This window comes from Aquibacillus koreensis (genome assembly GCF_025154055.1).
GTDB classification, from domain to species: Bacteria; Bacillota; Bacilli; order Bacillales; family Amphibacillaceae; genus Aquibacillus_C; species Aquibacillus_C koreensis.
On sequence record NZ_JAOALK010000046.1, the window covers coordinates 43,951 to 54,777 of the forward strand.

Below are 10,827 nucleotides of genomic sequence, written 5' to 3' on the forward strand. Positions count from 1 at the left end.
TTACACTTCTTAGCTAAAATTCATGCTTTCTTAAAGTATAAAAAAAAGAAGACAGCGCGCACACTGTCTTCCGTCACTTCTTTTTGCGGTATCCATGACTTAAGTCATTTTTTTCCTATTGTTACACGCGTGGATTCTCTCTCCACTTCACATTAAATTTATAACTTGATGAGCTGATGCAGCCAAGCCGGTAAATCCCCCGACGATACAGTTAATTCAGTAACTTTTAGTGTTAATTCAGTGAACCCATATGCTAATTCAGTAACTTTTGCAATAATTCAGTAAACCTATATGCTAATTCAGTAACTTTTCCCATATATCAGTAACTGCCCCAAAAATGCACCCTACCAACTCATACAAAATGATTTCGAATCGCATAAATCGCTAACTGCGTACGGTCCCGCAAATCCAATTTATCAAGCAGTTGACTTATATGATTTTTCACCGTACCTACCGATAAAGCAAGCTCCTCTGCAATCTCTTTATTACTGCGCCCCTCACCAATTCGTTTCAAAATGTCCAGTTCACGTGGAGTTAGATGATGATTTATTTTTGGAGTTTCCTGTGACGCCTGGAGCAATCGTGGCATTACCTTCGCTGCAACTTCACCTTGCAACTGAAGTCCCCCTGCCACACATTTTTTCACCGATTGAATCAAGGTTTCTGCATCAGCATCCTTTAACATATAGCCATGAGCGCCCAATCGCAATGCCTGAATTGCATATTCATCATCGTTAAATGTTGTCAGTATTAACACCTTCATACTCGGCCAACGATGACGAATGATCCGAGCTGCTTCCAGCCCATCCATTTCTGGCATCCGAATATCTAAAACAGCTACATCAAAGCTTTGCCTCTCACATAAAGAAACAGCGATTCTCCCATTTTTTGCTTCACCAGTTACCTTCATTTCGGGATCGGTTTCCATCATCATTTTCAGACCTTGTGCAACGAGTGCCTGGTCTTCAGCTAACAGGATTCGGATCATCGTTAGCCCCACCCTTTCTATGTATTGGGAATGTACCACGTACAATAAATGACCGCTGATAGGCAAGAATTTCAATCGCGCCACCAGCTTGTTCGACCCGCTCGCGCATCGAAGTTAATCCATACCCCTCTGCAAAAGAATAGGCTTCCGATATAGGATTGGATATTTCAAAGCGAAAAATGCTCTCCCCAGGTGATTCAAATTGGACCGATGCTTCGCGTACTTTACTATGTCGCATCACGTTCGTCAGTGCTTCTTGAACGGCACGGTAAACGGCAACCATTTGTTCGGATCCTAGCGATGCGGTGAATGCACGATTTTTGACTGAAAAATGAATTCGAATAAAATTTTCCGCCTCTAGTTTACGAATCAAGCTAATAATAGCTGGAAGTCCACCAATCTCCTCTTGTTTCAATGCCTTTACTGCGCGACGCGTCTCTTCTAAACTTTCTTTCGCCAAGTCCTTTAACAAGTCCATTCTTACGCTCGTATCGGGATCAGCTTGCATGCGCGCAACCTCTAATTGCATGAGCAGATTTGTCAGTTTATGTCCAACACTATCGTGAATTTCTCGGCCAATTTGGGTCCGTTCCTGTTGTCTGACTAATTTCTCATCGGTTATTGATTTCCGTTTAAGCTGCCTATACGCATGTAATAACGTCTCATAGCGGATCGTTGCTTCCTTCGTTTGTTGAAAAAAGTACCGAAAAACCGAGAGTGCAATTCCGAAAAGAATGATGTAAAGCATTGAAAAAGGAACTGGATAAGGACTTCGATCTAAAATAGACATGGCTAGAAAAATCGCAGCACTCACCGCACCTACTGCAGCAGCATAAACGATTGAGAGTCGATAACTTGCTTCTCCAACTATATAAGATAACACCAATAGTACATAGAAATTCTCCGTTGTGTTTATAGCGGATGATTGCAAAGATACGATAAAAACTATTACTGCACCGACAATCATTAACAAAGCTTGTATAAGTGGTGATTTTTGAAAAACTGGAATGAGAAAATAACAGGCAAAAAAAATGGCACTACCAAGCCAGCCTAAGGCAGAGACCTCTGGTAACTCTCCAAAAGTACGGACTAAACCTAGTATCCAAGCAACAAATAGAATACCTAACCACATCCAGAAACCATATCGAAACATACAAAACCCCCAAACAAAAACCAATCTTTAATTCTAAATATATCACAGAGCTAGGACAGAGGGCAGACATTTTCGTGGACATAAGAACCGTCCCCATGTTTCCACTACACACAGAAAAACCAGACCCGGAAGTGGGTCTGGTTTTTCTGGTTTCGTTTGAAAACTTATAAATGGATCGTAACTTCTGCATCTTCTCGTAACTTGTTCACGAGTTCTTGTGTTGTTTCTGTTTCTTTCTGAGTTCTAATTTGTTGTTCTAAGCTCGGTTTTGCTTCCTCAAATGATGGAATTTCTGCACCTTCTGCACCTGATTCCTCTTGTTGCGCAATCGCTTGGTCATAAAGTGCTTGTAACTCTTCTTCCGTTACTTCAACCTCACCCGCTTCATTTGCGATAAGTTGATCTAACTTTACTTGCAATTCTACTTGAGACATTACTTCAGTCTTATCCATTCCTTGCTCTTCCAAAGCTGCAAAAAATTCTTCTTGTGTCTCCATTTCGTTTTGTGCTACCAATCCATCGAGTGTTTCATTAACTTTATCCTCAGATGCTTCCAAGTCACTTTTTTCAACTTCTTGAACGAGGAGCTCTTGCCCAATCATTGATTCCATAATCTGTTCCTTAAACTGGTCCTGATCTAACTCTTGACCAGACATCTGGTATTGTAACGCCGTTTGTTGGAACTGACTTACATAAAGGGATTCATAATCTTCTTTAGAGATTTCCACCCCGTTTACTTCTGCAACAACATCAGGAACGTCCTCTAAATCTGGCTCAGGCATCTCCATTTGTTGTTCTCCACCAGCAGCATTTTCTGCGCCCTCTTCACCAGCAGTCTCATCCACCTCTTCTTGTGGTTCTGTTTGATCCTCATTACTTTCCGTATTTTCACCCTCGTTACTGCATGCAGCAGTGAACGCTATAATTCCTGCTAGGGATAAACTTACTAACCATTTTTTCTTCAAATCAAATTCTCCTTCCAAACCGTGATGTTGGTCATTGTAACATCTTTTTTCTAGTCATGTACAATTTCGTTTTTCAGAAAAACCCCTATATTTCAAAAATGTAATAGCCGCTATCGCCTGGTATAAAAGGATTTCAGCATCCATAAAGGTTATTTTGACTTGAAATAAGTAAAAAGTGTGTAAAAAACCGGTCGCGGTGCCTATCCCTCTGCCTCATAAAGAAACATCTCCTTCAAGGAATGAAGATCTCAACAATTTTTATCCAAAAGACAGATGGGTAGCTCTTTTCGTGGACAAAAGAACCGTCCCCATGTTTCCATTTCATTTTAAAAAACCAGGCCCGGGGGGTCTGGTTTTTTAGGTTTGTAGCTATTCTTATAGATTAATTGTAACGTCTGCTTTTTCTCTTAACTTTTTCATAAGTTCTTGGGTTGTTTCTGCTTCTTTTCGATTAATAATTTCTTGTTCTAAATTATCTCTAATTTCATCAAATGCTGGAACTTCGGTAGTTTCTCCACCAGCTTCCTCACGTTGAGCAACTAACTGGTCATAAAATTCCTGCAATTCTTCTTCTGTTACTTCGAAACCACCTGATTCAGCTGCTACAAATTCGTCTAACTTCACTTGCATTTCAACTTTTGACATTACTTCAGCCTCTTCCATTCCTTGTAGCTCTAAGGCATCTAAAAATTCTTCTTTTGTCTCCAAGCCATTTTGTGCAGCTAATTCCTCGATTTTTTCATTAACTTTTTCTTCAGATACAGCCACATTACTTTTATTAACCTCTTGGACAAGTAGCTCTTGACCAATCACTGATTCTGCAATCTTATTCTCATATTCATCATGATCAAAGTGTAGACCAGACGCTAGGTATTGCCTCGCTGTTTGTTGGAATTGGCTTAGATAAAGAGGTTCAAAATCTTCTTTTAAAATCTCGACCCCATTCACTTCAGCAATAACATCTGGAATATTTTTCAAGTTCGGCGAACCCATTTCAGGTTGCCTACTTGTATAATTTTCTTCTTCATTAACTGTTTCCTCATTGGCAGTTTCTTGTGTTTCTGTTTGATCGTCATTATTTTCCGTATTTTCGGTATCGTCACTGCAAGCAACTGTAAACGTTATCATTCCTGCTAAAGATAGACTTACTAACCATTTTTTATTCAAATTCATTCCCCTTCCAAACTGTGTTGTAAAATTATTGTACCATCAATATTCTAGGCTTGTACATACTCAAAAAATTGAAGAGAAGCCTTTAGTACCGAGATTGATTTTAGTCATGATGACCCGTATAACAGACTTAAAGCACGTAAATGAAGCACATAAATTGAAATAAGTAAAAAGTGTGTAATAGATGTTACAGCTTTACTAATTATTCCACTTTTTTATGTTTTACGTGTAAAATAGCTAGAGTAGCTGCACTTTATGAGGACAAGGAAACATCATGACCGTTTCATCACACATAGAAAATCGAACTTTATTTTTTCAAGGAGGCCTTTATATGAAAATTAATAAGGACAAAAAATTATTATTTATCGGTGACTCAATTACAGATTGCGACCGAGCTAAGCCTGAAGGAGAGGGAATGTTTGGTGCTTATGGTAATGGTTACGTATCATTTGTAAACGCATTCTTAACCTCTACCTATCCAGAATTAGGAATTAGAGTTGTGAACAAGGGGATTTCAGGTAACAAAGTACGTGATTTAAAAGCAAGATGGCAAGAGGACGTTGTTGATCAGAAGCCAGATTGGCTCGTTGTGATGATTGGGATTAATGATGTTTGGAGACAATATGATATACCGTTTATGAAGGACCATCATGTGTATATAGAAGAATATGAAAAAACACTTCGAGAATTAATAGAAAGCACCAAACCAACAGTAGAAGGTCTAGTTTTGATGACCCCATACTACTTGGAACCAAACAAAGAAGATCCAATGCGCAAGACCATGGACGCGTATGGAGCAGTTGTGAAGAAAATTGCAGAAGAAACAAATAGCATCTTTATCGACACACAAGCTGCATTTGATAAACTAATGGAAAACATCTACCCTGCAGCACTAGCCTGGGATCGCGTTCACCCTAACGATTCCGGCCACATATTACTCGCAAGAACCTTCCTAACCAACATAGGATTCGACTGGACCAAATAATCTAAACAAATTAGCCCCACCACACAAAAGAAGCAAAGGGACAGACCTTGGAAACAGGGGGACGGTTCTTCCGTTTCCATTCTGGCAAACGGAAGAACCGTCCTCTGGTTATTTGCCTACTCCCCCCATTCTTGATACTTGTACAAAGAAAATGTGTAGCATTTATAGCATAACGTTTTGATGTAAAGCATTTATTTTATAAGGGGGGATGTGGATGAGTGACAAAACCTTCGGAACACAGGATTTGGTTAAGCCTCGACACGATATTACTAGTGTGCAATATTCAAAGACAGTAAAGCTTGTCTATGGGAGTTTGTTAGGTGCGATTGCAGCTTTGTTGCAGGCTGCAGGACTTTTTGCAGGGATTGGTTACGCATTCAGTATTATGGCTACAGGCCCAATTGTACTAGCTACTGTCATTTCTATACGTATTGGTTTAATAACATATGTATTAACTACTTGTTTATTAGTCATCATCCAACCTACCGAAGTATTTATTTTCCTTTTTACTACTGGCTTGTTAGGAGTTAGTCTAGGAATTGGATTTAAGCTAGTCAGACAAACAGCAATGGTTACCTTAATCGGCGCTGTCTCCTTGGCTACCGGTGTACTTTCGTTGCTTTACTTATTTCAATTCCCAATCCTTGGTCCATCTATTAATTCAGAACTCAGTGTGAAAGTAATTGCAGGGGTTGTGGCTTTTTCTCTGGTGTACAGTTGGATTTGGATGCGAGTTAGTATGTTTGGGTTTAAACGGATGCGTCGTTTTTTATTAGGAGAAATGGTAAAAATATAGAATAGATAATTACATCAACTTTCAAAAGGGTACGTTGGAAGCGATTTTTAGACTAATAACACTGATTTTCCGCACAGGCACATGCCCATTTAACACAGAATGGGGATTTAACTATCTCATTTTTATCTTTTCTACATAACATGTTGTATATCGATATGGAGGTGTTTAAATGAGTGGATCTGTCGCAGGTGCAGGAGCAGGAGTAGGCTACGGTGGAGGTTTTGCCTTTATTGTAGTGCTATTTATCCTTTTAATTATTGTAGGTACTTCTTTCGTTGGAGGATACGGATACTAAGGTAACCGTTCACCAATTAAAATTATAACGATTTAAAAAGAAGCAGGAGGCGAACTCCCGCTTCTTTTTTATGTGCACAAAATACAGAACGAATCACAGGGACAGTTCTTGGAAACGGGGGGACGGTTCTTGTGACCACAGTTATACACGCACCCATGCCTTATCCCCATTCCTTTCCACTATTTCCAAGGACCATGGACCAGACAGAGATTTGTTAACTAGAGCATTTCGTTCCAAAGCTATCACATCTTGTTCACGAAAGTGCTGACAAGATAAAAAAAAGAAACATGAGAACCGTCCCCGTGTTTACGAGGTCTGTCCCCATGTTCTCATTTATGCTGTTTTACGATGATTAGGTTTAGATGCTTACGTCTTTTTCGATTGCATTTCGGTCATTGTATATTTTGATGTTTAGTTTTTTCATGATTCTAGATGTTAATGTACCGGATAACATGGCACCATTAACGTTTAGCGCTGTACGTCCCATGTCAATGAGTGGTTCTACCGAGATTAGTAAACCAGCTAATGCTACTGGTAGGTTCATGGATGAAAGAACGATTAACGCAGCAAATGTTGCACCACCACCAACACCAGCAACACCAAACGAACTAATACCGATTATAAGGATTAACTGCACAATGAATCCAGGTGCAAGTGGATCAATACCTTGTGATGGTGCGATCATTACCGCTAACATCGCAGGATAGATCCCCGCACAACCATTCTGGCCAATCGTAGCCCCGAATGATGCAGACATGTTCGCGATCCCCTCGTGTACACCCAAGCTATTCTTTTGCGCTTGAATGTTAAGTGGAATCGTCCCTGCACTCGAACGAGATGTGAAGGCGAACCCAAGCACTGGTAACACTTTACGTAGGAATGTTAATGGATTTAGTCCAAATAGTCCTACAACGATCAAGTGAATAATAAACATTGCTAATAGTGCAACATACGATGCCCCAACAAATTTTCCAAGTTCCAGAATTCCAGCAACATCCGTTCTTGCTACTGTAACTGCCATTAATCCTAGAATACCATATGGGGTTAAGCGAAGGATTAACGTAACGATACGCATCACTACGGCATAAACGGCATTCACCCAATCAATGAATCGAGCCGCTTGCTCCGGTTGCTTTCTCCGGACTCCAAGGACAGCCACCCCAATAATGATGGAGAAAATCACGACAGCAATCGTGGAAGTTGCACGTGCCCCTGTCATATCTGCGAATGGATTTGACGGAATGAAACTCAAGATCTGTTGTGGAATAGTCATATCCTCCACCGTTGGCAATCGCTCTTCTAAAGCGATACCTCTGTCTGTTTCAGACTGACCCGCCTCAATTTGACTAGCATCCAAGTTGAAGATCGAAGCTGTCGATATACCAACAATCGCTGCAGCCATTGCTGTTGCAACAAGAATACCGATGATCCATGCAGCCATTTTCCCTAATTCTGCAGATTTCTCTAAATTGATAATCGATTGTACAATCGACACCATGATTAGTGGGATAACGATCATCATAAGTAAACTTACATACCCTCTACCTACGATGTTGTACCATTCCGTTGTTGTACTCACAATAGCTGAATCAGGATTGTATGCTAGTTGTAAAAATGCACCGAGCAAAATCCCTAACCCCAAACCAGCAAATACACGCTTACTAAAAGATAAGTGCTTTTTCTGCATGTAAAATAGAATACCAATAAGACCAAACATAATTGCAATATTAACCAAAATTAAAAAAGTATCCATACCATTTCCCTCCTATTCTATAAAACATGTATATTCTACCAAAACCTATAAGATTACTCGAATTTAATGCACTTTTGGAAACATGGGGACGGTTCTTCCGTTTCCAACAACTTTACTAAGGTACCCCTTTCCAAACTTCTTCCATGTTCTTCTTCCCATTAAAGAAATGCCATAAACTGTTGTAATTCAAAATATTAGAGTGTAGAGCTCCCGATCCTTTTTAGATAAGCGTGCACATAAGAACCGTCCCCATGATTCCAATTGACCTGTTCCCTCGTTCCGTTTGCGTGTATAATAGAAGCATCGATAATGGGAATTTTTGTCTAAATGTTGGAGTGAAGCGCATGCATTTTACAATTAATGATATTGCCAAAATGGCGGGAGTATCAAGAGCAACTGTGTCCAAAGTTATGAATAACTATCATGGGGTTAACGAAAAAACGAAGCAAAAAGTGTTGGAAGTGATCCAAGCTACGGGTTATTCGCCTACTTTCTCTGCAAAGTCGTTAGCAACCAAAAAATCTAACCTCATCGGTGTAATCTATGCTGGTAAAATTGATGTGGACTTTACCCACCCTTTCTTTAACCAGGTTATTTCTTCTTTTAAAAAAGAAGTTGGTTCTTTAGGTTACGATATTCTAATGTTTTCTAATGAGCAGTTTAAACAGGACAATGGAAGCTACTTAGCGAGATGTAGGCATTTTAGTGTGGATGGCTGTTTAATCATTTCTGGTGATGATATCGAAAGCACGATTGGGGAATTAGTTCAAAGTGAGATTCCGTGTGTGGGAATTGACATAGAGCTAGAAGGTTCAAAATCAAGTTTTGTAACTACTGATAATGAATTGTTGTCATCAAGAGTTGTCGAACACTTACATGGGAATGGACTAAAAAAAATAGCTTATATAGGCGTTGAGCACGATTCTTACGTGGCTATACATCGTAAAAAAGGCTTCTTTAATTCGATGATTCATTTCGGGCTATCCTTAGTGGAGCGTTGGATTGAATCTGGTGACTATTTTGCTGAAAGTGGTTACCAAGCGATGAAAAGAATTTTGGCACATGATGATTATCCTGATGCGGTGTATGCGATCTCTGACTTAATGGCCTTAGGAGCTATGGAGGCGATTCTGGACCATGGATTAAGGGTTCCTGAGGATATAGCTGTAGTAGGGTGCGATGATATTGAAGCCTGCCAGTTTAGCAGTCCAAAATTAACATCGATCAAACAAGACAAGGAAAGTATCGGAAGGTTATCTGCGCATATGTTACAAGAATTAATGACCAAGGAATCTGTTAATCCCTGCTTTGTTGAGCCAAAATTAGTTGTAAGACAATCTTGTGGACGTGCTTTGAATGTAGGCAAGGCATGAACGAAATTAAATTACTATCATATTACTAACTCTTTTAATACAGGATAAAAAGCACTTAGACTATTTGAACTGACCTAGTAATATGAGACAAGAAAAAGCACCTATGCTGCCTTTGCCCTGAATTGAACAGGGGAAAGGCAGTTTAATTTTGAAAACGGTCGTATATAGTTGTAATAATACATGTAAGATTCGACTTTTTCTAGTACAATAGAGTTTGTAAGACGCGCCTTTTGGTGTGTGTAGAATTCTTCCGACTTTATGGTGGAGTGGAAGGATTCAATGACGGCATTATCAAAGCAATTGCCTTTGCGGGACATGCTTGTGATAATGCCTTTTTCTTCAGCTAACTCTTGAAAAGCATACGAAGTGTATTGCGATCCCTGGTCACTGTGAAGTATCAGTCCTTTCGTTTCTCGCCCATTACAAGCTGCTTTCAATGTTTCTAGCACTAGATCTACTTCTTGGTTATGACTAACTCGATAAGCAACAATTTCATTATTGTACAAATCCATGATGGATGATAAATACATCGTTGACTCTCCAAAATTCAAGTATGTTATATCTGTAACCCACTTTTGGTTAGGTCTATCTGCTTTAAAATTCTGTTCCAACAAATTTGGAACGATACATTTACTTTCACCAGCAATTTTTGATTTTCTTTTAGGTTTGACTCGACATTGGATGTTGTATTTTTGCATGATTCTTTGCACAGTTAACCTATTTACAGAAATATGATGATCCTCTTTTAATATTTTTTTAACCATTCTATGTCCAACTCTGTATTTTAGGGTTTTACAAATATCGATTATTTGTTGTTCTAGCTCAGTCGGTTCCCATGACTTTTGAAGCCAACGATAGTAAGTAGATCTAGGGACTCCAATACAATCACATATCATCGATACCGCATAAACTTCCTTTAATGACTCCACTAGCTCTATTACTACTTCTGGTACCAACTCCCTTCGATTTCCTGGTACTTTTTTAAGATTTCATTTTTAATTTTTAGATGCTTAACTTGCCGTTTTAATTGGTCTATTTCACTTAGCTCCTCAGGACCTTTCCCAAAGGAATATTGTTTACCAATGGGTTGCGACAGTCGGTGTTCCTCCCCATCACGAAACCATTTCATCCATCTTTTGATTTGACTAACGTTACGTATACCGCACTTCTCCATAATCTGTTTATTGGTATATTTTTTAGACAACTTCATTTCAATGACTTTCCTTTTAACCTCTTCAGAATAAACATTTTTATTTTCTCCCATGAGAAAAGCACCTCCAGTAGTCGTTTAATTTATATACGACTCAGGGGGTGCTTTTTCCTCTGTCTCATTTAGTTAGGTCACTCCA

The 10,827-nt window shown here is 39.3% G+C and carries 10 protein-coding genes; 4 read left to right on the top strand and 6 right to left on the bottom strand.

What is annotated here, in order from left to right; genetic code table 11:
* Positions 1–352 precede the first annotated feature (352 nt).
* The 4 genes from NYQ66_RS13025 to NYQ66_RS13040 all read right to left on the bottom strand — a co-directional run bounded on the left by NYQ66_RS13025 (position 353) and on the right by NYQ66_RS13040 (position 4,273).
* Positions 353–988 carry a response regulator gene (locus tag NYQ66_RS13025; RefSeq protein WP_259870086.1) on the bottom strand — a complete coding sequence of 212 codons (636 nt, stop codon included), beginning with the start codon at positions 986–988 and terminating at the stop codon, positions 353–355.
* Complete coding sequence (locus NYQ66_RS13030; protein ID WP_259870087.1) at positions 966–2,141, bottom strand: sensor histidine kinase; 1,176 nt, start codon at positions 2,139–2,141, stop codon at positions 966–968. Before NYQ66_RS13030 ends, NYQ66_RS13025 begins: the two co-directional genes overlap by 23 nt.
* Positions 2,142–2,305: 164 nt before the next feature.
* Positions 2,306–3,106: a SurA N-terminal domain-containing protein gene (locus tag NYQ66_RS13035; RefSeq protein WP_259870089.1), complete on the bottom strand. Its 801-nt coding sequence runs from the start codon at positions 3,104–3,106 to the stop codon at positions 2,306–2,308.
* Between the two features lie 375 nt (positions 3,107–3,481).
* Positions 3,482–4,273: a SurA N-terminal domain-containing protein gene (locus NYQ66_RS13040; RefSeq protein WP_259870090.1), complete on the bottom strand. Its 792-nt coding sequence runs from the start codon at positions 4,271–4,273 to the stop codon at positions 3,482–3,484.
* Positions 4,274–4,607: 334 nt separating this feature from the next.
* On the opposite strand from NYQ66_RS13040, the gene NYQ66_RS13045 reads away from it, so the two are divergent.
* The 3 genes from NYQ66_RS13045 to NYQ66_RS13055 all read left to right on the top strand — a co-directional run bounded on the left by NYQ66_RS13045 (position 4,608) and on the right by NYQ66_RS13055 (position 6,352).
* Positions 4,608–5,261 (top strand): SGNH/GDSL hydrolase family protein, encoded by a 654-nt coding sequence (locus NYQ66_RS13045; RefSeq protein ID WP_259870092.1) that lies wholly within the window; start codon positions 4,608–4,610, stop codon positions 5,259–5,261.
* 214 nt (positions 5,262–5,475) lie between these two features.
* A complete protein-coding gene (locus NYQ66_RS13050; protein ID WP_259870093.1) occupies positions 5,476–6,057 on the top strand; it encodes a hypothetical protein in 582 nt (193 codons plus the stop codon).
* Between the two features lie 169 nt (positions 6,058–6,226).
* Positions 6,227–6,352 (top strand): YjcZ family sporulation protein, encoded by a 126-nt coding sequence (locus NYQ66_RS13055; RefSeq protein WP_259870094.1) that lies wholly within the window; start codon positions 6,227–6,229, stop codon positions 6,350–6,352.
* A gap of 358 nt (positions 6,353–6,710) precedes the next feature.
* Here the strand turns inward: NYQ66_RS13055 and NYQ66_RS13060 are convergent, their stop codons facing one another.
* Entirely contained in the window at positions 6,711–8,105 is a 1,395-nt protein-coding gene (locus tag NYQ66_RS13060) for an L-cystine transporter (protein ID WP_259870095.1), read from the bottom strand.
* Between the two features lie 344 nt (positions 8,106–8,449).
* Here NYQ66_RS13060 and NYQ66_RS13065 point away from each other — a divergent pair, with 344 nt between their 5' ends.
* A complete protein-coding gene (locus NYQ66_RS13065; protein ID WP_259870097.1) occupies positions 8,450–9,478 on the top strand; it encodes a LacI family DNA-binding transcriptional regulator in 1,029 nt (342 codons plus the stop codon).
* A 101-nt stretch (positions 9,479–9,579) separates the two neighbouring features.
* Here the strand turns inward: NYQ66_RS13065 and NYQ66_RS13070 are convergent.
* A protein-coding gene (locus NYQ66_RS13070) for an IS3 family transposase (RefSeq protein WP_259867866.1) occupies positions 9,580–10,742 on the bottom strand; the annotation gives its coding sequence in 2 pieces (ribosomal slippage) (positions 9,580–10,460 and positions 10,460–10,742; 1,164 coding nt in all).
* Positions 10,743–10,827 lie beyond the last annotated feature (85 nt).